Below are 22,207 nucleotides of genomic sequence, written 5' to 3' on the forward strand. Positions count from 1 at the left end.
TGTCCGCAAATGAAGCCCCGCAGCAATGCAGGGCTTCTCCGCGAGCATTTTACTGAACGGCGATATTGGCTTTTAGTGGCAGTAAGGCGTGGCGCAGTGCGTCCGTCATTAGTAACAAATCTGCGTCTAAGCGACCTATTACATCATCCCAACCCATTTCTTCATTGGAACCCGATAGCAAGTCATGGAATTTCAGACGCTTAATACTGCCATCTTCACAAATCAAAAAGGTGACCTTTTCGTCTTGTTCTAACGCCAGCTTAGTTACCAGTTTATCCTGTAAATGACTTTGTACTTCATCGGCACTGAGCAAGTGGTTAATAAAGCGTACTTTAGCGCCTTCTTCATCCGGTGCTTTTAATTCAGCTTCAGCACCTAACTGAAAACCTTCCGGTAATTCTTTGCCTTGCAACCAGAAATGTAGTTGCTGATTGAGCTGATGATTATCCAAAAGTGGCATCGCAGGTAAAGAACCAAAAGCTTTGCGCAACAAAGCCAATAACTCTTCTGCTCTGCTGGCGCTGCTGGTATCCACTAATAACCAGCCTTGTTGTTTGTCATACAAGGCGGTAGTCACGCTGGATTTGCTGAAAGCACGGGGTAACAGAGTTTGGATCAGTTCTTCTTTTAACGCCTGCTTTTCTTTGCGGCTTAAAGGACGGCCTTTTTCCTGCTCCATTGCATCAATTTTGGGAGCCAGCTCTTCATTGACCACTGAACCTGGCAGTACTTTTTCCTGACGTTTCACCGCAAATAACATCACGTCATTGGTCTGGTGGCAATATTGCTTCAGGCTTGGATGCAAAGGGCTGGTGAAGCCCATTTTAATGGCTTCCTGCGAGGTGCAAGGGGTAAATTTGAATGCAGCTAAGGCCTGCTCTAATTGATCCTGATCGGTGTTTAAGTTTTCGGTGACCTGATACAAACGTAAATTTTTAAACCACATAATTGGACTACTCTAGCTTGAAGAATTGCGGCTTAGTATACAGAGTTCAACTGCAGGATTTTGACTTTTTCCGCTTAAAAATAATAAAGCCCGGTGCACAAGACCGGGCTCTTTTATCATGGATCAGCTTCAGGAGTTACGTTTTAAATTTTTCGGGAAACGAATATGGTAACTCAGGCCATGACCAGGTTCGCTGCTGACCTGAATTGAACCGCCCAGCGTCTGACGCACCAGATTGTAGGTAATATGAGTACCTAAACCGCTACCGCCCTGATCACGTTTTGTGGTGAAAAACGGATGGAACAGTTTTTCCAACTGCTCCTGGGTCAAGCCCCGGCCATTGTCAGAGTAGGTAATATCGACCATTTGCCCTTCATCGAGCACAGTGATGCGGATATAACCTTCTTCCAGCTCTTCGAAACCATGAATTAACGAATTCATTAAAAGGTTGGTAAAAATCTGTGAAATAGCACCGGCAGGGCAGCTTAGCATCAGGCTTTCCGGGCAATTCACATCAATATGATGGCGGGTTTTTTTAAAGTTTGGCTGCAAGGAACGAATGACTTCGTGCAGGTATTCGGCCAGATTAATAGTACGAATGGCATCACTGGTTTGATCGACCGCTATTTGTTTAAAGCTGGCAATCAGCTCTGAAGCGCGGGTCAGATTGGACTGCAGCAAAGAGGTACTTTGTTTGGCTTCTTCAATAAAATGCTCAAGCACTTTGGGAGACAAGGTTTTGTCTTTATAAGCCAAATCCAGCGCAGCCAATTTTTCTGCCAAAAAACTGGTGGCTGTGACGCCAATGCCTACCGGAGTATTCACTTCATGGGTAATACCAGCGACAAAGCCACCTAAAGCCGCCATTTTTTCTGACTGTACTAAGCGATCCTGAGCCTGCTTTAAATCATCCACGGTTTTTTCCAGCTCGCTTTGTTTGCCACGTAAAGCTTCTTCACTATGGCGGCGGCGTTCTATTTCTTCCCGCAAGGCTTGCTGTTTTACTTCCAGCTCTTGTTTTTGCTGCTGCAAATCCATCATGGCCTGACTTAAACCTGAGGTTTTACGTGCAACCTCCTGCTCCAGCAGCAAGTTATGCTGATCGAGTTTTTCATTGGAATGCAGCAGCTGTTTCTGCGTACTTTCCAACTGAACTTTATAATCCTGTACACGAGCGATCAGACGGTTAAAGGCATCTGCCATCACACTGAGTTCATTGGCTTCATCGTGGCGTACTTCAACTTTGGTGCCTTCCAGATGATCCAGCTCCAAATCTTCAATTTGTTGGGTCAGTTCGCTCAGAGGCAAGGTCAACTGACTGCGAAAGGCCAGTAAAAACAGAATAATTAAAAAGGTAGTTTTTAATACCGCGTTACCGACCAGGAAATAAATACCAATTTTAATCCGATCAAGCACCACAGCGCGGCTGGAGAACAGCGTGACATCGCCTACTTGAGTCGCGCGGCCTGAGAATTCAAAAATAAGCGGAAAGGTATAACCAAATAACCCCGAGTTTTGTTCTGTTAATCGAATACCTTCCTGCACCAGCTGATTGCTGTAACGTTCACTGATATCGATATAACGACCTAGTTGTGTAATAACAGCGCCACTATCGTCCCTTACTATAATGCCTTCGATGGCAGGGATTGCCAGCAGGCCATCAGCGATAATCAATGCTTGTTGGGTGTTTAGCTCCCAAATAGCCCGGGTCAGACTGCCAGAAAAGGTCTGTTGTAATGTCGCCAATTCACCATTGATATGATCTTTGGTGTTGAAGTACTCCGCAACAATCTGGCCTAAAGTCACAATAAAGGTCAGGATAAAATACACTGACAAAACTTTAGTCAGCAGCTTACGCGATAAACTTTTCTGCTGCATGAAACAACCTTGTTTGGTTCGGCTTAATGATGAATACCATTGAAACACTAACTTATAGAAGATCTGTTTAAATGAAAATACTATATGTAATAAATAACTTAGAGACTAGGCAACAAGAGCGGCTTTGGCAACACACTGCTGCAAATTGTTAGATTAGGGCAAAAGACGCATTTAATGGTGTTCAATTGCAGTGGCATTCAGTATGGTATCAATGTCCAATAATTGAACTGTGCGCATAGAAGTGAAAACAAATAAAACCATAATAAAGAGGCTGTGTTAATGGCGTTACCCGTATTAATTTGTGACGACTCCTTACTGGCACGAAAGCAAGTGCGTAAATCTTTACCTGAGTCTTTTGATGCTGATATTTTGACTGCGGGCAATGGTGTGGAAGCTTTAGCTATTCTGCGCAGCCAGGAGATCGGCTTAGTGTTTTTAGACCTGACGATGCCTGAGCTGGATGGCATAGGTGTGCTGGAAGCCATTAAACAGGAAGGTCTGGATTGTTTCGTTATTGTGATTTCGGCTGATATTCAACCTGAAATGCAAAAACGAGTGACAGAACTGGGGGCTTTGGCTTTTGTCCATAAACCTGTCAATCCGGAAAAGCTTGTCGTCATTTTGAAACAATATGGACTGATATGAGTACAGTATTCTCTGAAGAACAAAGGGATTGTTTGCAGGAGCTGATCAATGTCGCTATGGGCCTGGCCAGCGACAAACTTGCCCGTTTTTTAAATACCTTTGTGCATTTACAGGTGCCGGCCATTGAGTTGGTAAGCTCGGCTCAAATTCCGGCTCAATTTGAAGCTCGTTATAGCAATACAGAAGCTGCTTTAGTCAGTCAGGGCTTTTTAGGCAATGATGGCTTACGAGGCGAGGCGATAGTTTTATACCAGTTAGATAACGCGCATCGAATTGCTGCTTTGTTGGGGTATGACACGGACAGTGCTTCTGAGCTTGAAATGCTGACGGACATCAGTTCAATTTTAACTACCACTTTTTTAAATGGGCTGGCCGATCAAATTGATAACAGTCTGTCCTACAGTGCGCCGCGGGTTTTATCGTCACGGCAAACTAATGTGAGCCAGGCTTTGCAGGAAACCGCTTTCCACTGGGAACTGGCATTAAAAGTAGACATCAGTTATCAGTTAATCGATCATTCTTTTAATTGCGATATGTTGTTATTAATTCCAGGAGAAGCTGTGTCAAATATACAGCACATTCTGGATCGGATTTTGGAAGAGTATTGATGTCTGAAGACTGGTTAACCGGCCCTGTATTAGAGCAACTCAATAGTGGCGTGCTGGTGGTCGATGAACACTTGCAACTGGTGTACCTGAATAGCTTTTTACAGCGCCATAGTTCAGTGCAGCTGTCTGAGGTAAAAGGAAAAAGCTTATTTCAGGTATTCACCGATGTACCTGAAGCCTGGCTGAGGCGTAAGTTTGCCTCAGTACTGGAATTACAAAGCCCATCGTTCAGTAGTTGGGAACAACGCCAGTATATTATTAAGCTGCCGCACCTGAGACCCGTCACCAGTTCAAGCCAGTATATGGCGCAAAATTGCACTATGTTACCGCTGAAGGATCCGGCTGGCCGACGTTATGTATGTTTACTGATTGAAGACGCCACTGATGCTTTTGTCTACCAGCAACATTTGCAAACGACCTTAGAAAAACTGGAACTTAGTAACCGCATTGATGGTTTAACTCAGGCGTTAAACCGACGTTACTGGGAAGATCAACTGAAACTGGAAGTACAACGTTCACAGCGTTACCAGCAACCCCTGTCGCTGTTATTGTTTGATTTGGATAAATTTAAGCAGCTCAATGATCAGTATGGCCATTTAGGTGGAGATTCTGTGTTGATTGAGTTAACTGCACGGGTAAGAGCCTTATTGCGAGATACAGACTGGTTTGGTCGTTACGGTGGCGAAGAATTTGGCATAGTGCTGACCAATACTGCTTTGGCTGGTGCTATCGAAGTCGCTGAACGTATTTGTCTGGCGGTCAATAGTACAGCTGTCACATTCCATGAGCAGTCTATAGCTACATCAGTCAGTATTGGTGTGGCACAACTGGATGCCGCGGGTGACAGAGCCCACGAAGTATTGATAGGTCAGGCTGATATAGCGCTTTATAACGCCAAAAGAGAAGGTCGCAACAGAGTGGTTTCTTTTAGTGAAGGCGAAACAGAGTTTCTGCTGAAGGCAAATTAAGCCTCAACGAATTTTAGAATAATCTAAACATTTAGATTGACAGACGTCTAAAACTTTGAGCATATAGACAGTATGAAAAAGACACAAATCCGCAATACACTCACCATTATTATTACCACCAACCCTGCGGGGTAGGAGGTCGGCGGCGTATTGTTTTCAAAAAGGCCCGTGACCTCCCTGTCACGGGCCTTTTTCGTTTAGCAAGGAGTAAAACATGAGGGTGCTTAAGTTTGGTGGTTCGTCTCTGGCGTCGGTAACCCGCTTCCTCGAGGTGGCGGATATAGTGCAACAACAGATTGGCAACCAAAGCGTAGGCTTGGTGTTGTCTGCGCCGCAGGGCGTCACCAACTTACTGGTGGAACTGACGGATCTGGCTTTTTTAGGCTCTGACTATCAGCCGCTGTTGCTGCAGTGGAAGCAGCGGCTGGCTCAATTAGTATCGGAAGCCAGTTTACGGGTCAGTAGCGAGCAGTTAAAAACAGTGCAACAACTGGCTGATGAACAAGAGCAAAAGCTGACCGAACGTTTGCAGGGCATCAGCTTATTAAGTTATTGCCCCGATCATATCAAGGCGCAAATTTTAGGTATGGGTGAGCAGTTTAGTGTTTGCCTGATGACGGCGTTGTTTAAATCCCGTCAGGTCAATGTGGTGCTGCTGGACTCTGTGGCCTTAGTAAAAAGTCAGGGTGATTACTTAAATGCCGTGGCCGATATTCCTGCTTCTGAACTAACTTTTGCTGCAGCTTTAGCTAAACAATCGGCTCAGGTCTATGTGATGGCCGGTTTTGTCTCCAGTAATGCCCAGGGTGAGCTGTGTTTATTAGGCCGCAATGGCTCTGACTACTCAGCCGCCATTGTGGCTGCTGCGGTAAAAGCTTCAGTCTGTGAAATCTGGACCGATGTAGATGGTGTCTACAGTGCCGACCCACGTCAGGTGAAACAAGCCAAACTGATTGAGCATTTATCTTATGATGAAGCCATGGAGCTGTCGTACTTTGGTGCCAAAGTGCTGCATCCAAAAACCATTGGCCCATTGGCGCGTTTTCAAATTCCTTGTTACATCAAAAATACCTTAAATCCTGCAGCGCCTGGCACCTGCATTGATGCCGATAATAATGGTGACTCGCTGGTCAAAGGTATTTCCAGTCTCGAGCATCTGGCGCTGATTACCGTCTCTGGCCCTGGCCTCAAAGGTGTGGTCGGTATGGCGTCCCGTGTTTTTGCCACTATGGCGCGTGAACAGGTTTCTGTCAGTTTAATTACCCAGTCTTCTTCTGAATTTAGTATCAGCTTCTGTGTCGCTCAGCTGGATTTAGCTTCAGCGAAAAAAGCGCTAGAAGCTGAGTTTGAACTGGAACTGCAAGGTAAGTTATTGCGTCCGCTGCAAATATTATCTGATATGGCTATTGTCAGCCTTGTGGGTGATGGTATGCGTCAGCATCGCGGTGTGGCGGCTAAGTTTTTTGCCTCTTTAGCGCAAGCTCGTGTCAACGTGGTGGCTATAGCGCAAGACAGCAGCGAACGTTCTATCTCCGCTGTGGTAGAACAAAAGGCCTGTCAGAATGCAGTGAAGGTGTGCCATGAAAACTTCTTCAGCCATATCCCAAGTATCGATGTATTTCTGGTCGGTTGTGGTGTGGTGGGCAGTGAATTACTGGCGCAGTTCCAGCGTCAGCAGCAGTTTTTGCAGCAACGTAACGTCAAGCTGAAGGTCTATGGTATTGCCAATTCCAAAGCCTTATTGTTGGATGAAAAGGGCATCGACTTAAGCCAATGGCCACAGCAGATGCAGCAGGCCAAGGCGCAGTTCTCTGTGGCAGATTTAAGCCGTTTTGTGCAGGAACAGCATTTAACTAATCCGGTTTTGATTGATTGCAGCAGTGCAGAACCTGTGGCTAATTTGTATGTTGATTTCTTAAAAGCCGGTTTTCATGTGGTCACGCCCAACAAAAAAGCCAATACAGGCTCTTTGGACTATTATCATCAGCTGCGTCAGGTGGCACAGCAGCACCGTCGTCGTTTCCTGTATGAAACCACTGTAGGCGCAGGTTTACCTGTGATCGACACCTTACAGGGCTTGTTTAATGCTGGTGACGAGCTGGTGGCTTTTGAAGGGATTTTATCTGGCTCTTTATCTTATATCTTTGGATTGCTGGAGCAGGGACAGTCTTTGTCTGAAGTCACTACGAAAGCACGGGAATTAGGCTTTACTGAGCCGGATCCACGCGATGATTTGTCTGGCATGGATGTGGCACGTAAGCTACTGATCATGGCGCGTGAGTCTGGTTTGATGCTGAATTTAGCCGATGTCGAAGTGGAAGGTGTATTACCTGCTGACTTTGCGCCTGGCACTGATGTACCGGCTTTTATGCAGCAGTTGCCAGAGCTTAATCAACAATTTGCAGAGCGTATTGCAGAGGCGAAAGCCAAAGGCCAGGTGCTGCGTTACATAGGTGAAATCAGCGAAGGTCGCTGCAAAGTGGCCATCAAAGCTTTGGATCTGGATCATCCATTGGCTAAAGTGAAAGACGGTGAAAACGCCTTGGCTATTCATACCCGTTATTACCAGCCTATTCCTTTTGTGTTGCGTGGTTATGGTGCTGGTGCTGCGGTAACAGCAGCAGGTGTGTTCAGTGATGTAATGCGGACTTTGTCCTGGCAGCAGGAGATGTAACATGAAGTCGTATTTTGCGCCTGCATCCACAGGGAATTTTTCTGTTGGATTTGATTTATTAGGCGCTGCTTTTGAACCAGTCGATGGTTCTTTATTTGGTGATGAACTGCGTATTCAGTCTGAGCAGGCTGAACTGAGTTTGCAACTAACCGGCCGTTATGTGCATCAACTGCCTGGTGACACAGACGATAACTTAGTGCTGAAGTGTTTTTATGCCTTTGAAAAGGCAATAGGCCGGACTATCCCTCGGTTGCAACTGGAGCTGGTGAAAAACCTGCCAGTTGGCAGTGGTTTGGGTTCCAGCGCCTGTTCTATTGTGGTTGCCTGTTATGCCTTTAATGACTATTTCGGCAAACCTTTAACTGACTATCAGCTGTTGCAGCTGATGGCGCAACTGGAAGGTGGCGTCAGCGGTTCAGTGCATTACGATAACGTCGCTCCGTCTTTTTACGGCGGTTTATTGTTGATGTTGCCAGACAGCCCTTTGTTATGCCGGGCTTTACCTTGGTTTGAGCACTGGCAAGTGGTGCTTTGTTACCCCGGTACTGTGCTGTCAACCAAAGAAGCCCGTGCTGTATTGCCGCAGCAATTGACGCTGAAGCACAGCATAGCTTTTGCCGGCATGTTAAGCCGTTTTATCAGTGCTTTGTATGCCAAAGATGAAACCGAAGCTTTTGCCGCTTTACAGGATTTAGTGGCAGAACCTGCCCGTCAGCATTTGATGCCTGAACTTGCACCTATACGTGAAAAGTTAACAGCTCAGGGCATTGGCCATGTAGGTATCTCAGGCGCTGGCCCTACTATTTTTGCGGTCTGTCAAAATGACACCCAGGCCCAATTTGCCGCTGATTATTTACAACAGCATTACGCTAAAAACTCAGATGCCATCACGACAGTCTGTCGTCTGGCGAGACAAGGCGCACGTGCGCTGTAGGATGTAACAATGCAATTAACAAATACCAAAGTCGCTTCACAACAAGTTAGTTTTTTAGATGCAGTGCGTATTGGATTGGGCGAGCAGCAGGGCCTGTTTTTCCCAACCCAGTGGCCAACACTGGATATTGACACCATATTAGAGCTGCCTTTTGTTGAGCGCAGCGCCAAAGTGCTGCAGGCTTTAATAGGCGACGAGCTTTCTGCTGAACAAATCCATCAGATGGTAAGTTTGGCTTTTCAGTTTCCGGCGCCCTTAGCGCAAGTAACAGAGGATGTGGCCTGTTTAGAATTATTTCATGGCCCCACTTTAGCTTTTAAAGACTTTGGTGGCCGTTTTATGGCGCAGGCTTTAATTCAGGCGCAAAAGCAGCAGAATGTCAGCAAAACCACTATTGTCACTGCCACTTCGGGTGATACAGGTGCTGCTGTGGCTCATGCTTTTTATCAGCAGGCCGGTGTGGATGTGGTGATTTTATTTCCAAAAGGAAAAATCAGCCCACTGCAAGAAAAGCTGTTTACTACCTTAGGTCATAACATCCATACACTGGCTGTAGACGCCGATTTTGACCAGTGTCAGGCGCTGGTGAAAGATGTATTTAACGACCGTGATTTAGTCAAACAGCTAAATATCAACTCAGCCAACTCTATTAATATCAGCCGGTTATTTGCACAAATTTGTTATTACTTTGAAGCAGTGGCTCAGGTGCCAAAAGATAAAAGAGATCAAATTGTTATTGCTGTGCCCAGCGGTAACTTCGGCAACCTGACTGCAGGTTTAATTGCCAAAGTCTTAGGTTTACCTATCAAGCGTATGATAGCGGCCACTAACTTAAACGACACAGTGCCTCGTTATTGGAAAGAGGGCCAGTGGGCGCCCAACAAAACTATCCCAACTTTATCTAACGCAATGGATGTTAGTGCGCCGAATAACTGGCCACGGGTTGAAGCTTTATTAGCGCAAGGAAAAATTTCCCGCGACGATTTAGAAGCTGTGATGGTGGACGAAGAAGATACCCAAGTCTCTATGCGCTTATTGGCGCATTTAGGTTATGTCAGTGAGCCTCATGCTGCTATTGCTTACAAAGCGTTAAAACGTAGCTTGCAGGATGGCGAATTTGGCATTTTCTTAGGCACTGCGCATCCGGCTAAATTTAAAGAGCAGGTCGAAAACATCCTTGGCAGCCCTATAGCTCTGCCGCCTGAGTTAGCCGCTGTGGCATCTGAGACAAGTTTAAGTGCAGATATGGCGCCGGATTTTGTACAATTACGCCAATTCTTACTGACTCTGGATAAATAAGCTGTGTCTTTAAATTGGCAAGACGTGATTGGGGCTGAAAAAAATCAGCCCTATTTTCTGCAAACTATGGATTACTTAAAGCAACAACGTGCCGCAGGCCAGGTGATTTATCCACCTGAAGCGCTGGTGTTTAATGCCTTTAAGTTAACGCCTTTTTCAGAGATGAAAGTGGTTGTGATAGGGCAGGACCCTTACCATGGTCCAAACCAGGCTCATGGTTTAAGTTTCTCTGTGCCTGCAGGAGTCGCCATTCCACCTTCGCTGCGTAATATCTACAAAGAGCTGGCGCTGGAATATGTTGATTTTCAAACCCCAAAACATGGCTGTCTGGAAAGTTGGGCAGAGCAGGGCGTGTTGTTACTTAATACCGCATTAACTGTGGTGGCGAATGAGGCCAATTCACACCGCAATTTAGGTTGGGAGCAATTTACCGATCAAGTGATTCGGGCTATCAGTGCCAATGCAGAAGGTATAGTGTTTTTGTTATGGGGCAGCCATGCGATTAAAAAATCGCAGCTGATTGACCAGGCGAAACACCATATTCTGACGGCTCCTCATCCATCACCTTTGTCAGCGCACCGCGGCTTTTTAGGCTGTGGACACTTTGCCAAAGCAAATGAGTTGCTAGAACAGCAGGGTAAGCAACCTATCCGCTGGCAGGTTTAACCACAGATACCCTGATTAGAATTGAGCCTGAATTACAGCCAAATAAAAAGCCCCGACATTGCTGTCGGGGCTTAATTTAACTTAATTCGATGTCTACTAACTCAGGTTCTATGGTCCAGTCTATGTCTTCTAGTTCTCGTTTTAAGCGCTGGCGTTCTTTGACTGCTTCAATTTCGCGCCACTTGCGTTTTACTGCACGGCTCTTTGTCGCAGGACGCTCCAACATATTCAGTAAGTCTTCGAAGCTTTCCATGGTTGCCCCTCTGAGTTGTTGTTATTTTCAACAAATTAGTACCACACTTTGTCTAAAAATAAAATAACTCTTTGACACAAATATGAACGAAAAATGAATGTTTTTCGTTCATTCAACAGGTTAGCCCAAGTTCAACTGCTTAAATTTTGCGATAAGTGCCTCTGTAGACGCATCAAAGTTGTTGTTTTGTTGGCGAGATAACACCTGATAAATAGGAGTCGACAGCTGTTTACCCAGCTCAACACCCCATTGATCAAAAGAGTTGATATTCCATAAAACACCCTGACAAAACACTTTCTGCTCATAAAGCGCAATCAAAGCACCTAAGTAATAAGGCGATAATTCTGGCAGCAATAAAGTGTTGCTTGGCTTATTTCCAGGCGACACTTTATGTGGTGCCAAAGCAATAGCTTCTGCTTCTGATGCACCGCTTGCCAGTACTTCGGCTTTGGCTTCGTCAAAAGTTTTACCTTGCATTAGCGCCTGAGTTTGGGCAAAGCAATGAGCAGCTAATCTGTGATGATGATCTTTGAGCTCGTGACTGACTTTGGCAGGCAGAATAAAGTCTGAAGGCACAGCCAACACGCTTTGATGCAATAACTGATGGTACGCATGCTGACCATTAGTACCCGCATCTCCCCAAATCACCGGCGCTGTGGCATCTGTTAATGGCTTGCCATCAAGATCCACCCCTTTACCATTACTTTCCATATCCAGCTGCTGTACGTAAGAGGGCAGGAAACGTAAATAATGGCTGTACGGCAGTAAGGCTTGCGCCTGACAACCTTTGGCATTGATATACCAGACGCCAAGCAAAGCCAAAATCACCGGCATATTCTGCTCAAGTGGGGCATTGATAAAATGCTGGTCCATATCGCGGGCGCCTTTGAGCAGTTGTTGAAATTGCTCCATGCCCAGTTGCAATGCGACCGGGAAGCCGATTGCAGACCATAACGAATAACGGCCGCCAACCCAGTCCCACATTGGCAGAATATGTTCAGCCACTATGCCAAATTCTGCTGCGGCTTTGATATTGGACGAGGTGGCCCAGAAATGCTGAGCTATAGCGGCTTTGTCTGCACCTTTGTCGGTGAACCACTGACGCACAGCCAACGCGTTTTGTTTGGTTTCTTCAGTGCCAAAAGACTTAGAGGCTACAAACACCAGAGTAGTCGCAGGGTTTAAGTTTTTCACCACATCTGAGACGACGGCACCATCAATATTGCCGGCAAAGTGAATACGCACTGGGCTTTGGTTAAAAGGCGCTAAAGCTTCACAGGCCATTTGTGGGCCTAATAACGAGCCACCAATACCAATCCAGATCAGATCGGTAATGGCATCGCCCTGATAGCCTTTGTAGCTGCCTTGATGCAACTGGCCAATCAGCTCTGCCATTTGCGCATGGCAGGCCTGAATTTCAGGTTGTAAATCAACACCATCTAACACTAAAGGAGTTTTTGTATCTGCACGCAACGCCATATGCCAAACCGCACGTTGTTCCGTGTTGTTTATTTTGTCGCCACTTAGCATCTGCTGAGTTTTGCTTTGGATCTGGCTTTGTTTGGCCAGCTCCAACAGCTTTTGCCAGATGCCATCTGTGATCAGGTTTTTGGCAAAATCCAGGTGAATGCCACAGGCATTGACCTGAAATTTTTCAGCACGCTTTGGATCTGCGGCAAACTCTTGACGCAAGGACAAAGGCTGTTGCGCCAGCTGTTTTAACTCTGCCCAGACTGCAGACGACATCATATAAACTCCTGTAGTGATCCGATGGTGATAAAAATTAAGCCTTTGATTAGGCCTGTAACTGCGCCTGAATTAAAGTTTCCAGCTTACGTTGGTCAACGGCAAATTTACGGATACCTTCCGACAGTTTTTCGGTGGCCATTGCATCTTCATTCAGCGCCCAGCGGAATTCTGCTTCAGTTAAAGCCGCAGTTTCTTTGGCGGTAGCGCCAGTATCTTGCAGATGAACTGTCAAAGTGCCTTCTTGCTGGCTTAATTCTTCCAGCAAGCCTGGGCTGATGGTTAAGCGGTCACAGCCTGCTAAAGCTAATACTTCGCCGATGTTACGGAAGCTTGCACCCATCACCACAGTTTTATGGCCATAGGTTTTGAAATAACGATAAATTTCACGCACTGAAACTACACCAGGGTCAGTTTCTGCTGTGTAGTCTTGTTTGGTATTGGCTTTGTACCAGTCCAGAATACGGCCAACAAAAGGAGAAATTAAGAAGATGCCAGCTTCAGCACAAGCACGGGCTTGCGCCATATGAAACAGCAGCGTCAGGTTACACTGAATACCTTGTTGCTCAAGATGGCGTGCTGCCTGAATACCTTCCCAGGTCGAGGCTATTTTGATCAAAATACGATCTTTGCTGATGCCGTTTTCTTCATATAAAGCAACCAACTGCAGCGCTTTATCAATGCTGGCCTGAGTATCAAAAGATAAACGGGCATCCACTTCAGTCGACACACGACCTGGTACTAACTTGCTGATCTGAGTGCCGATATCTACTGCAAATTTATCGCTGGCAATACTAACCTGAGTCGCCAGATCAGAGCTTTTGCTTTTGGCATAAGCCACAGCCTGAGCTAATAACGGCTTAGAAAACTCCAGCTGACTAGCGTTTAATAACAAAGAAGGGTTTGTTGTGGCGTCTACAGGGCGGAATTGTTCAATGGCGCCTAAGTCACCACTGTCGACCACTACTGTAGTCACTGCTTTTAGCTGTTCAAGTAAAGTGCTCATATTGTTTTATTACCGTTTTTCTGATCACAAGTCAGTGATGTGGGGCTTAATACTAAATAAATGTAGGAAAATTACAACACAAAAGCAGGCTTTTGTGGCAAGTTTCTTACATTCGGAATTCTGTTTGTTTTGCTGCTTATAGCCTTATTTTATAAGGTCTCTATAGTGTTCAGAGCTTACCATGAAAAAAAGTAAAAACCATGTCTAAGCCCCGTCCGTATTGAGTTTTGTTGTCGAGCTCTGCTGTAGTTTTTGTTATAGTCGCTTTATCTTGCTGTATAGGAAACCAAAACCCATGTTGATGGTGATATCACCCGCCAAAGATTTAGATTACCAAAGCCCTTTATCCGTCACTGCATTCAGCCAGCCTGCATTGCTGGATCAAAGCCTTGAACTGATGCCCTATTGCCGCGAGCTGACACCAGTTCAACTGTCAGGCTTAATGCATATCAGTGACAAGCTGGCAGGTTTGAATGCAGCGCGGTTTGCAGAGTGGTCCACACCTTTTACGCCAGACAATGCCCGCCAGGCGCTGTTTGCTTTTAATGGGGATGTGTATCAGGGCTTGCAAGCGTCCAGCCTGAAACAAAAAGATCTGGACTATGCCCAGCAACATTTACGCATTTTAAGTGGTTTGTATGGGGTGCTGCGGCCTTTGGATCTGATGCAGCCTTACCGTCTGGAAATGGGCACTTCGTTAGAAAATGGCCGTGGTAAAAATTTATATCAGTTCTGGGGCGATCGCATCAGTACTGAACTGAATCAACAGCTGGAGCAGTTAAATTCAGAGATGCTGCTGAATTTAGCTTCGCAGGAATACTTTAAAGCCGTGGATAAAAAAGCGCTGCACGCCAAAGTGCTGAATGTGGAATTTAAAGATTTCAAAAATGGTCAGTATAAAATCATCAGTTTTTTCGCCAAAAAAGCCCGAGGCCTGATGGCGCGTTATGTCATTGAACAGCAAATCCAAGAGGTTGAAGGCTTAAAGCAATTTAATAGTGCCGGTTATCAGTTTAGCAGCGCCGAATCTAAAGCCGATAAACTGGTGTTTACACGGATGCAACAACAAGACTAATACTTCGTGTTCTTTAGGCGAAGTAAGCTGAAAAAGCCGCATAAAACTGCGGCTTTTTAGTGCGCTTTTTTAATTGGCTTTTGCTAAAATGCGCGGCTCTATTGATCCGAGTGTTGCCCTATGAAATTCCCTGGTCGTCGTAAACTCAAACATTATTTCCCAGTGTCTCAGCCTAAGCTGACTTTACCCAGCTACGAAGTGCGACCTGAGCTGGACACTTATATTGTGGGTTTGGACCAAACCATAGTGGATGTGATTGCCAATGTCAGTGACGAATTTCTGGAAAAATATGGCATAGGCAAAGGCTTATCCAACTTAGTCGAACATGGCAAAGCTGACCTGATTTATCAGGAACTGGTGGGCTCCAATGCTATTTCTGATCACTTTGCCGGCGGCACCATAGGCAATACAGTACATAACTATTCTGTACTGGCTGACGATAAATCCGTGTTATTGGGCGTGATGTCAGCCAATATTCAACTGGGTTCTCCTGCCTATCACTACCTATGCCATACCAGCAGCAAAGTGGATATGAACCATCTGCAAGGCGTGCCAGGTGATATAGGCCGTGGTATTACCATGATTACTCCGGATGGCGAACGCACCTTTGTGATAGACCCGGGTGATATGGACGAGCTGACACCTGCTTATATTCCTACGGATATTATTTCTAAAGCTGCCGCTATTGTGGTGAGTGCCTATCCGCTGCGCGCCACCGATCAGCCTATCCAGCAGGCGATGGTTAAAATGTTATCCGATGCTAAAGCTGCAGATGTTCCTGTGGTAATGAGCTTAGGCACTAAACATTTAGTCGAAGAGCACAGGGAGCTTATTCAGCAAACGCTGGCTCAGTATGTCAATGTGTTGGCGATGAATGAACTGGAAGCTGAAGCTCTAACTGGTTTTGCTGATCCATTGCTCGCGGCAGAAGCTGCGCTGGATTATGTTGATATGGTACTGTTAACTGCAGGCCCTGAAGGTTTGTATTTGTGTGGCTACACAGACGCGTCAGCCAAACGTGAAACCACCAATCCAATCAAATCAGGTGCTTTGGCTGATTACAACGAGTTTGAATTCAGCCGTCCTATGCAGAAAAAAGACTGCCAGTTGCCAGTAAAAGTCTATTCGCATATCGACCCATATTTAGGTGGGCCTGAGCGGATTAAAAACACCAATGGCGCAGGCGATGGCGCTTTAGCTGCTATTTTGCATGACATAGCGGCCAATCATTTCCACCGTCAAACCTTGCCTTTATCCAGTAAACACGAACAGCCTTATCTGGCTTACTCGTCTTTTGCTCAGATCTGTAAATACGCCAACCGGGTTAGTTACGCCATTCTGGTGCAAAATGCGCCACGTTTATCCAAGGGTTTACCGGAAAAAGAAGACTCTCTGGAAGAAAGTTACTGGGACAGATAACCACAGTCTGTAAAACGGCAAAGAGGACCAGCGCTGAACTTGGGATCAAAACCTTTGAACTGACGGCTCTGCAAGTGTTCGGATTTTAGATCAGCTTCTGCCCTGTCTGGATTTACCAGTAAAAGTGCTGTCTGCAGAGCGTAGAAATAGATTAATTCGGCTTTACCACAGTCTATGTTGTTGAATTAATGTCGCAAAATCACTTTGGTCCGCTATGCTTTATAGCTTGTTAGCAACAAAGGTGGGCTCTGGATGCGTGTCTGTTTACTGCTGGTTGTATTCTTGATGGCACCTTGGCAAGCAAGGGCTATTGATGTTGATTTTCAAAGCAAAATGCCACCTGGTTGGCTTGATGCAAAGCCGCCTGTCGATGAGTCATTAGATAAGCAGCTAATCCGCAAAATATTGCTCAGCGCAAAAGGGCTCAGTTACAACTTTGTGCTGATTAACCATACCAAAGCTATGCAGTTAACCTTGCAACAGACTAATAGTTGTATGGCTGGTGTGTTAGCAAGCCCTGAGCGACGTCAGCTTTATCATTTCAGCAAAGCTTTTATCCTGGTGCAAGGTATGCATCTGTATGTGCTCAAAGGCAGCGCCTGGCAGAAAAAACTGACTGCAATGCAAAATGAAGGAAAAGTCAGTATTTTGAACACCTGGTCCAAAGACGCCCGCGCTTTGCTGGGGTTGGATTATGAGCGTTCTTATGGTGCAGAACTGGACCCTCTGGTGCGAGATCCTGCAATGGCCAAGTATTTATATCAAAAACAAAGTGGCGTTGGTATTGGCGATCTGTGGCCTATGCTCAAACAAAAGCGGGTTGATATGATTCTGGAGTATCCGTTTTTATTGCCTCCTGACTATGAAGCGCTGTTAACAGGCTATCCGGTTGCGGAAGCTGAACCCGACACTGCAGCTTATTTCGCTTGTCACAAAGGCCCTGTAGGAGAAAGAATAATCAAAAGATTGGATGAGGCAATAGCTGAGTTGGTTTTGGACGAAGAATACCTGCGGCTCCAGCTTGAACAAGTGGAACCGCAGTATCACAGAGCGTTTCTACAAACTTATCATCAACTAATGGCTGAGCCTTAATACAGTTAAGCTTTGGCTCTGGCGGCTTTTTTCAGCGCTTTTTTCTTGGCTGCTGTTTTAGGTTTCTTCTGTTTAGTTGGCGCTTTGGCTTCTTTGTGTTTAGGGCGCATACCTTCAATAAAGCGGCGCTTTAGCGGCTGCTCTGTATAACGCTCTACTTTACCTACTACGCCAATATCATGAGCTTCCACTAACGAAATAGCTGTGCCTTTTTTACCAGCGCGGCCAGTACGGCCAATACGGTGCACATAAACATCGGCAGTACGTGGCATATCGTAGTTAATCACATGAGTAATATCGTCGATATCCAGACCACGGGCCGCTATATCGGTCGCCACCAGAATACGCACCTGATTGTTACTGAAACGAGCTAAAGCAGTCTGACGTTTGTCTTGCGCCATTTCACCCTGTAACCAGCAGCATTTTAAGCCTGCGGCTTCGAGCTGACCTGTTAAGGTGGCTAAACGCTCACGGGTCTTCACAAAAACGATGACTTTGCTAACATCTTCCTGTTTCAGAATATGAATTAGCAACGCCAGTTTATGATCGGCATCGTCAGCGGCGTGCATCCATTGCAGGATCTTCGCTTTTTCGCGGCGTGGCGGCGTGGCTTCAACCAGCACTGGCTCACGTAAAGCGCGCTCTGAAAACTTGTTGACGCCGTTACCTTCTAAAGTGGCGGAGAACAACATGGTCTGACGACGACGTTTAGCTTCCAGAATAATGCGGTTCATTTCACCAACAAAACCCATATCCAGCATACGGTCGGCTTCGTCGAGGATCAGCACTTCCACTTCATCAGCATGGAAGCTTTCATTATCCAGATACTCAATTAAACGACCCGGTGTCGCCACCAGAATATCGTTATTTTTTTCTAAAGTTTCTTTGTGACTACCATAGTTAATACCACCGGTGATCACACCGGCGTGCAGGTCGGTCAGCATAATCAGCTGTTGCACCTGTTCAAAAATCTGATAGGCCAGTTCACGGGTAGGCGTCATGATGAGTACTCGGGCAAAACCCGGATCTCGGCGCGGAAAATCCAACAGGTACTGAATAGCTGGCAATAAAAACGCCAGGGTTTTGCCTGTGCCTGTAGGCGCACTGGCCAGTATGTCGCGGCCTTCCAAAGCCACAGGAATAGCCAGTTTCTGAATGCTGGTCGCTTCTTTAAAACCCGCTTTACTCAGGGTTTTCTCTAAGCTCTCATCCAGTTGAAACTCAGCAAAGGTCATTTTTTCCTGTGCAGTGTTAATTTCGCTCACGCTGTTCTTACCTTCTGTTTAGATAGTCCGGAGATGCTGTCTGTCAGTGACAGAACTTCTAGCATCTTTTACACTGCCACTCTTTTGACCTTAGTAAGTAAGGACAGTGGTGAGCGGCTTTTGGTGTAAAGAATTTTTTGTTGGCCACGACCGCTGTGCGATGAAAGTCAGCACGGACGCCTTGCTGTTGGGCGCTTGGGCAACTTTACCCAAGGCTGGCACAGCACTGGATATAGGAGCTGGTTGTGGCATTTTATCTCTGATGCTGGCGCAGCGACTGCAAAAATCAGGGCTGAACCCATTGGTTTATGCAATCGAACTGGACCAGGATGCGGCCTTACAGGCGCAGGATAATGTGGCGGCCAGTCGCTGGGCGGCACAAATCCAAGTCATTCAGGCCGATATTCTAACCTATGCGGCGACGGATAACCAACCGGAGCTTGGATTTGAGCTGATTATCAGTAATCCACCTTATTTTCAGCAGAGTTTAGGCGCTTCAGATCCGAAGCGGCATCAGGCCCGCCATACCGACAGCTTATCTTTTACTGATTTGGCTATTGTTGCCAAAAAGCTTGCCGCAGCTGATGCACATTTTTGTTTAGTGTTGCCTGCTGATGCCGATTTTATCCCTGTCGCAGAACAGGCTGGCTGGACTTTACAGCGCCGTTGTCTGGTCAAAACCTCTGCACACAAAGCAGCTAAATTGCAGCTGCTGGATTTTAGTGCCAGTGCCGTAACCAGCCAGGTTGAACAGACAGAACTCTTGATACAGCAAAGCCCGGGCCAGTACAGTGATGCTTATCGAACCCTTCTGGCCGATTTTTATTTAAGGTTTTAAGTTATGACTCTGTCCTGTCCCTTTAGCCCAAAAGAGTTACGCCAACTGGTATTGCAGCAGCAAGGTTTGCTGCAACCAGCGTCCGGCAAAGCAGCAGTGGCAGAAGTTCTGAAACAAATTAGCTATGTGCAGCTGGATTCTATTTATGTGGTGGAGCGGGCACATCACCATGTGCTGTACAACAGAGTAAAAAACTATCAGCCAAAGCTACTAGACAAGGCGCTTAAGCAAAAACAAAGTTTTGAATACTGGTCGCATGCCGCTGCATTTTTACCAGCCGAAGATTATCGTTTTAGTTTGCAGCGAAAGCTCTTACTGCAAAACGGCAACAACCACTGGTTTAACCCTGAACAGCAACTGATGAATGAAGTGCTGGCCCGTATTGAAGCCGAAGGCCCACTAAAGGCCAGTGACTTTGCCAGTGAAAATGGAAATGCGGGCAAAAAAAACGGTGCCTGGTGGGACTGGCAACCGGCCAAGCAGGCGCTGGAACAATTGTTTATGCAAGGCAAGCTAATGGTGGCCAAAAGAGATAAGTTCCAGAAAGTCTATGATCTGGCGGATCGGGTCTGGCCTGATCACCATCAACATTTAGCTCCAACCGACGCCGAGTTTGCTGATTATTTAATAGAGCGCTGCCTGCAAAGTCAGGCGGTGGCGACAGTGCAGCAAATAGGTTATCTGCGCAAGAATATGCAGTTGGTACTCAAGCAGCAGCTAAAACAACAGCTGGAGCAGGGCAGGCTGCAGACTTTTCTGCTGGATGGAAAGGCGTATTACCACAGGCCCCAGTTAGCGCTTACTAACAATTCCCCCTCAAAACTGCCCAATAAAGTCTGGCTGTTGTCGCCTTTTGATAACTTAGTGATCCAACGCGACCGGCTAAAGCAGTTGTTTAATTTTGATTACCAGATTGAAGTTTATGTGCCTGCCGCCAAACGTCAGATAGGGTATTACAGCTTGCCGATTTTGTATAAAGACCAGTTTATAGGCCAGGTCGATGTCAAAGCAGACCGAGCCAGCAAAACCTTATTGTTGCAGAATTTAGTGCTGGATGAGCAGGTGAAATTGACGGACGCATTAAAAACGGCGCTGACCAAAGCTGTGCTGGACTATGCCGCTTTTAATGGCTGCGAAAGCTGGCAACTGGTAAAAACCAGCGCCAGAACCCGCGACTGGTTTGTTGGTTAAAGCTCAATTAAAGCTTGGTTCGATAGACATACTTAGCCAACGGATGTTGTTGTTTTTGTAAGTCTTGTACAAACAGCTGAGCCACTTTAGAGGCTCCTTGCACCGATAAATGGGTGTTGTCGGTTTTGCCATCCGGAAACTTCTGATACAAACCAGCAGGCACCTGAATAAAATACGGCTGACTGCCAGCAGGGCCTAACTCTTGCCATAAATCACAGCTTTGCTGCTGCAAATCAAAAAAATCGACCTGAGCCAACTCGGCTTGCTGTTTAGCTTGGGCTGCATAAGCTGCTAAATCCCGCTCTAAAGTTTTACCTTTAAAATTACGCCTGCAAATCGAGCTGGCAAGTAGTGGAATAGCGGCTTTGGCTTTGACCTCGCGGATAAACTGCTGCAGCAACTCTGGGTAACGCGTATTGACGTCGGCATAACGTTTTGGGTCGTCTTGTTTTTGATCGTTGTGGCCAAACTGGATCAGCACATAATCACCAGCTTGCAGCTCATCCAGCAGCATTTGCCAGCGGCCTTCATTTAAAAAACGAAGGGTACTGCGGCCATTGGCTGCTAAGTTAATCACTTGCAATTGCGGCAGCAGAAATTCAGGCAATAATTGACCCCAGCCGCGCTCCGGATAAGCCAGATTAGTTTTATCCGATAGGGTAGAATCACCGACCAGATAGAGTTTGGCAGGCATAGGTTGGGTTTTGGCTTTTAACCAGCTACGGATGATTCTTAACAACTGTTCCGGTTGCCACTGGCCCTGATAGACCCAATCTTCGGTGATCTGAGATACTGCTTTAGGCCAATTGTTTTGCAACCAGCCGTAAGTGGCACCACTGGAACCGTCAAAATAGCTGCGTTCACCCCATAAGTTGGCTCTGTCGCGGCTAGGTTCATCCGGATAGGTTTTACGGAATATCGGTTTATCTGCCATCAAAGGCGAATACTGATTATTCTGCAGATAAAACTGGGCGTCATAATGACGACGGCCGAGTAAAAAGCCATGAATACCCGAGAGTTTCGAGTCTGTGACCACTAACTTCGCGTTTTGATCCAATTCACCATCATGCCAAAGTGAAGCTGCTGTCGCCTGGCTATAAAACTGGCTCTGTTTAATCCAGGCTGTTCCCCGTGGGCAAACATAATCGACATGGCCTTCAAAGTAGCAGTTGCTGTGGTAATACAATCCTTTTTTATTCCATAAGCTTAAGCTGTCAGCACCACCGGCTATTACTCTGCATTGGTCTGTGATGATGCGGCTGGCCTGCTCAAAACCACGAATGGCAAACTGATGATCATGATCGCCATAGACTGCGCCGTAGCTGTTAAATACAGTTAAATCTAAAAGCACTATATCCGAGGCTTTGATATTAACCACGGCAGAGCCCCAGTCGTCTGGGTGCTGTTTTAAATAGTTTTTACGAAGTTCCGGAAATTCTATAGTGGTGCTGGTTTTACCGCTGCCCGCCAAAATGACTTTGTCGCGACTTAGGTAGAGTTTTTCTTTATAAATACCGGGGCCAATCTCTATCAAAGCCCATTGTTTGGTCGAAGGTAAGGAGTCCAGCGCCTGTTGAATGGAGTTAAAAGGCGCTGAGCCATCTAAAGCCACCTGCAGGCGCAGTGGTTGCTCACTGGCGTGCAGGTTCAGGCAAAGCAGGTACAGCGCTAGTGCACTCAGCCAGGCAGTAAGAAACTTCATCA

General features: G+C 46.3%; 19 protein-coding genes. 12 read left to right on the plus strand and 7 right to left on the minus strand.

Translation table 11 applies throughout. The features are described 5' to 3' along the window. Positions 1 to 49: 49 nt before the first annotated feature. Positions 50 to 946 (minus strand): recombination-associated protein RdgC, encoded by an 897-nt coding sequence (gene rdgC, locus LSG37_RS03780; RefSeq protein ID WP_127020430.1) that lies wholly within the window; start codon positions 944 to 946, stop codon positions 50 to 52. 129 nt (positions 947 to 1,075) lie between these two features. Beyond that, complete coding sequence (locus LSG37_RS03785; RefSeq protein WP_233078607.1) at positions 1,076 to 2,824, minus strand: sensor histidine kinase; 1,749 nt, start codon at positions 2,822 to 2,824, stop codon at positions 1,076 to 1,078. A 279-nt stretch (positions 2,825 to 3,103) separates the two neighbouring features. Between LSG37_RS03785 and LSG37_RS03790 the strand changes: the two genes are divergently transcribed. The 7 genes from LSG37_RS03790 to ung all read left to right on the plus strand — a co-directional run bounded on the left by LSG37_RS03790 (position 3,104) and on the right by ung (position 10,618). Then, entirely contained in the window at positions 3,104 to 3,469 is a 366-nt protein-coding gene (locus LSG37_RS03790; RefSeq protein WP_233078608.1) for a response regulator, read from the plus strand. Further along, the gene (locus tag LSG37_RS03795) at positions 3,466 to 4,077 is read left to right on the plus strand and encodes a chemotaxis protein (protein ID WP_233078609.1); all 612 of its coding nucleotides are present in this window, start codon (positions 3,466 to 3,468) and stop codon (positions 4,075 to 4,077) included. The genes LSG37_RS03790 and LSG37_RS03795 overlap by 4 nt, the downstream gene beginning before the upstream one ends. After that, positions 4,077 to 5,045, plus strand: coding sequence for a sensor domain-containing diguanylate cyclase (locus LSG37_RS03800; RefSeq protein ID WP_233078610.1), 969 nt, complete (start codon positions 4,077 to 4,079; stop codon positions 5,043 to 5,045). The genes LSG37_RS03795 and LSG37_RS03800 overlap by 1 nt, the downstream gene beginning before the upstream one ends. 214 nt (positions 5,046 to 5,259) lie before the next feature. Then, positions 5,260 to 7,719 carry a bifunctional aspartate kinase/homoserine dehydrogenase I gene (gene thrA / locus LSG37_RS03805; protein ID WP_233078611.1) on the plus strand — a complete coding sequence of 820 codons (2,460 nt, stop codon included), beginning with the start codon at positions 5,260 to 5,262 and terminating at the stop codon, positions 7,717 to 7,719. A 1-nt stretch (position 7,720) separates the two neighbouring features. Then, positions 7,721 to 8,653, plus strand: coding sequence for a homoserine kinase (gene thrB, locus LSG37_RS03810; RefSeq protein WP_233078612.1), 933 nt, complete (start codon positions 7,721 to 7,723; stop codon positions 8,651 to 8,653). Between the two features lie 9 nt (positions 8,654 to 8,662). After that, positions 8,663 to 9,952 (plus strand): threonine synthase, encoded by a 1,290-nt coding sequence (gene thrC, locus LSG37_RS03815; RefSeq protein ID WP_233078614.1) that lies wholly within the window; start codon positions 8,663 to 8,665, stop codon positions 9,950 to 9,952. A 3-nt stretch (positions 9,953 to 9,955) separates the two neighbouring features. Then, positions 9,956 to 10,618, plus strand: a complete 663-nt coding sequence (gene ung / locus LSG37_RS03820) for a uracil-DNA glycosylase (RefSeq protein WP_233078616.1) — start codon at positions 9,956 to 9,958, stop codon at positions 10,616 to 10,618. 76 nt (positions 10,619 to 10,694) lie between these two features. Here ung and LSG37_RS03825 read toward each other — a convergent pair whose 3' ends face one another. From LSG37_RS03825 to tal, 3 genes are all read right to left on the minus strand, one after another. Then, a complete protein-coding gene (locus LSG37_RS03825; RefSeq protein ID WP_008897291.1) occupies positions 10,695 to 10,871 on the minus strand; it encodes a DUF3545 family protein in 177 nt (58 codons plus the stop codon). A gap of 120 nt (positions 10,872 to 10,991) precedes the next feature. Continuing rightward, positions 10,992 to 12,620, minus strand: coding sequence for a glucose-6-phosphate isomerase (pgi, locus tag LSG37_RS03830; protein WP_233078618.1), 1,629 nt, complete (start codon positions 12,618 to 12,620; stop codon positions 10,992 to 10,994). A gap of 46 nt (positions 12,621 to 12,666) precedes the next feature. Continuing rightward, positions 12,667 to 13,623 carry a transaldolase gene (gene tal / locus LSG37_RS03835; RefSeq protein ID WP_233078619.1) on the minus strand — a complete coding sequence of 319 codons (957 nt, stop codon included), beginning with the start codon at positions 13,621 to 13,623 and terminating at the stop codon, positions 12,667 to 12,669. A gap of 295 nt (positions 13,624 to 13,918) precedes the next feature. On the opposite strand from tal, the gene yaaA reads away from it, so the two are divergent. The 3 genes from yaaA to LSG37_RS03850 all read left to right on the plus strand — a co-directional run bounded on the left by yaaA (position 13,919) and on the right by LSG37_RS03850 (position 17,209). Beyond that, positions 13,919 to 14,698, plus strand: coding sequence for a peroxide stress protein YaaA (gene yaaA, locus LSG37_RS03840; protein ID WP_233078620.1), 780 nt, complete (start codon positions 13,919 to 13,921; stop codon positions 14,696 to 14,698). Positions 14,699 to 14,818: 120 nt separating this feature from the next. Further along, on the plus strand, positions 14,819 to 16,117 hold the full coding sequence (locus LSG37_RS03845; RefSeq protein WP_233078621.1) for an inosine/guanosine kinase: 1,299 nt from the start codon (positions 14,819 to 14,821) through the stop codon (positions 16,115 to 16,117). Positions 16,118 to 16,402: 285 nt separating this feature from the next. After that, a complete protein-coding gene (locus tag LSG37_RS03850; protein WP_233078622.1) occupies positions 16,403 to 17,209 on the plus strand; it encodes a hypothetical protein in 807 nt (268 codons plus the stop codon). 5 nt (positions 17,210 to 17,214) lie between these two features. On the opposite strand, the gene srmB is transcribed toward LSG37_RS03850, so the two are convergent. Beyond that, a complete protein-coding gene (gene srmB, locus LSG37_RS03855; protein ID WP_233078623.1) occupies positions 17,215 to 18,474 on the minus strand; it encodes an ATP-dependent RNA helicase SrmB in 1,260 nt (419 codons plus the stop codon). Positions 18,475 to 18,583: 109 nt separating this feature from the next. On the opposite strand from srmB, the gene LSG37_RS03860 reads away from it, so the two are divergent. Both LSG37_RS03860 and LSG37_RS03865 read left to right on the plus strand, forming a co-directional pair. Beyond that, entirely contained in the window at positions 18,584 to 19,312 is a 729-nt protein-coding gene (locus LSG37_RS03860; protein ID WP_233078624.1) for a tRNA1(Val) (adenine(37)-N6)-methyltransferase, read from the plus strand. 3 nt (positions 19,313 to 19,315) lie between these two features. Next, a complete protein-coding gene (locus tag LSG37_RS03865) occupies positions 19,316 to 20,503 on the plus strand; it encodes a winged helix-turn-helix domain-containing protein (protein ID WP_233078625.1) in 1,188 nt (395 codons plus the stop codon). A 7-nt stretch (positions 20,504 to 20,510) separates the two neighbouring features. Here the strand turns inward: LSG37_RS03865 and LSG37_RS03870 are convergent, their stop codons facing one another. Then, positions 20,511 to 22,205, minus strand: coding sequence for a pectinesterase family protein (locus tag LSG37_RS03870; RefSeq protein WP_233078626.1), 1,695 nt, complete (start codon positions 22,203 to 22,205; stop codon positions 20,511 to 20,513). Positions 22,206 to 22,207 lie beyond the last annotated feature (2 nt).

The organism is Rheinheimera soli (genome assembly GCF_021290985.1).
Lineage (GTDB): Bacteria > Pseudomonadota > Gammaproteobacteria > Enterobacterales > Alteromonadaceae > Pararheinheimera > Pararheinheimera soli.

Excerpts from the sequence above, each read along its gene's own strand:
- rdgC (WP_127020430.1), bottom strand. The coding sequence starts at position 946 with ATGTGGTTTAAAAATTTACGTTTGTATCAGGTCACCGAAAACTTAAAC.
- LSG37_RS03785 (WP_233078607.1), bottom strand. The coding sequence starts at position 2,824 with ATGCAGCAGAAAAGTTTATCGCGTAAGCTGCTGACTAAAGTTTTGTCA.
- LSG37_RS03790 (WP_233078608.1), top strand. The coding sequence starts at position 3,104 with ATGGCGTTACCCGTATTAATTTGTGACGACTCCTTACTGGCACGAAAG.
- LSG37_RS03795 (WP_233078609.1), top strand. The coding sequence starts at position 3,466 with ATGAGTACAGTATTCTCTGAAGAACAAAGGGATTGTTTGCAGGAGCTG.
- LSG37_RS03800 (WP_233078610.1), top strand. The coding sequence starts at position 4,077 with ATGTCTGAAGACTGGTTAACCGGCCCTGTATTAGAGCAACTCAATAGT.
- thrA (WP_233078611.1), top strand. The coding sequence starts at position 5,260 with ATGAGGGTGCTTAAGTTTGGTGGTTCGTCTCTGGCGTCGGTAACCCGC.
- thrB (WP_233078612.1), top strand. The coding sequence starts at position 7,721 with ATGAAGTCGTATTTTGCGCCTGCATCCACAGGGAATTTTTCTGTTGGA.
- thrC (WP_233078614.1), top strand. The coding sequence starts at position 8,663 with ATGCAATTAACAAATACCAAAGTCGCTTCACAACAAGTTAGTTTTTTA.
- LSG37_RS03825 (WP_008897291.1), bottom strand. The coding sequence starts at position 10,871 with ATGGAAAGCTTCGAAGACTTACTGAATATGTTGGAGCGTCCTGCGACA.
- pgi (WP_233078618.1), bottom strand. The coding sequence starts at position 12,620 with ATGATGTCGTCTGCAGTCTGGGCAGAGTTAAAACAGCTGGCGCAACAG.
- tal (WP_233078619.1), bottom strand. The coding sequence starts at position 13,623 with ATGAGCACTTTACTTGAACAGCTAAAAGCAGTGACTACAGTAGTGGTC.
- yaaA (WP_233078620.1), top strand. The coding sequence starts at position 13,919 with ATGTTGATGGTGATATCACCCGCCAAAGATTTAGATTACCAAAGCCCT.
- LSG37_RS03845 (WP_233078621.1), top strand. The coding sequence starts at position 14,819 with ATGAAATTCCCTGGTCGTCGTAAACTCAAACATTATTTCCCAGTGTCT.
- LSG37_RS03850 (WP_233078622.1), top strand. The coding sequence starts at position 16,403 with ATGGCACCTTGGCAAGCAAGGGCTATTGATGTTGATTTTCAAAGCAAA.
- LSG37_RS03865 (WP_233078625.1), top strand. The coding sequence starts at position 19,316 with ATGACTCTGTCCTGTCCCTTTAGCCCAAAAGAGTTACGCCAACTGGTA.
- LSG37_RS03870 (WP_233078626.1), bottom strand. The coding sequence starts at position 22,205 with ATGAAGTTTCTTACTGCCTGGCTGAGTGCACTAGCGCTGTACCTGCTT.